Annotated in this window: 1 pseudogene; it reads right to left on the bottom strand. The window is 56.1% G+C overall.

Going from position 1 to position 237, the window contains the following annotated elements:
• Window positions 1-237 (bottom strand): annotated as a pseudogene (locus AC0L3S_RS39730) (acyltransferase family protein); the annotation flags it as partial.

Below are 237 nucleotides of genomic sequence, written 5' to 3'. Positions count from 1 at the left end.
AAGGTGGCGCCTTTGGTAAATGCGCGCACACGGTTGTTGATGTCGGGATCCATGGCCATTGGCCAGGACGTATCATCGAGATTTTCGCGCTTTGCGAAGAACGCGATTTTCCGAACGTCGGTTATGAACTGTGGAGACTGGCCGATGACAAACACGCGCACACCCAGACCACGAAGCGTATCGATCGTTTGCTGGAGACCGTCGAAACGTCTGGCCTCGTAGTCGGTCCACCGACCG

The sequence above is a fragment of the Bradyrhizobium sp. Ken01 genome (assembly GCF_055807355.1).
The sequence above is the reverse complement of the archived record's forward strand: the minus strand, read 5'-3'. Positions and strand labels throughout refer to the sequence as shown.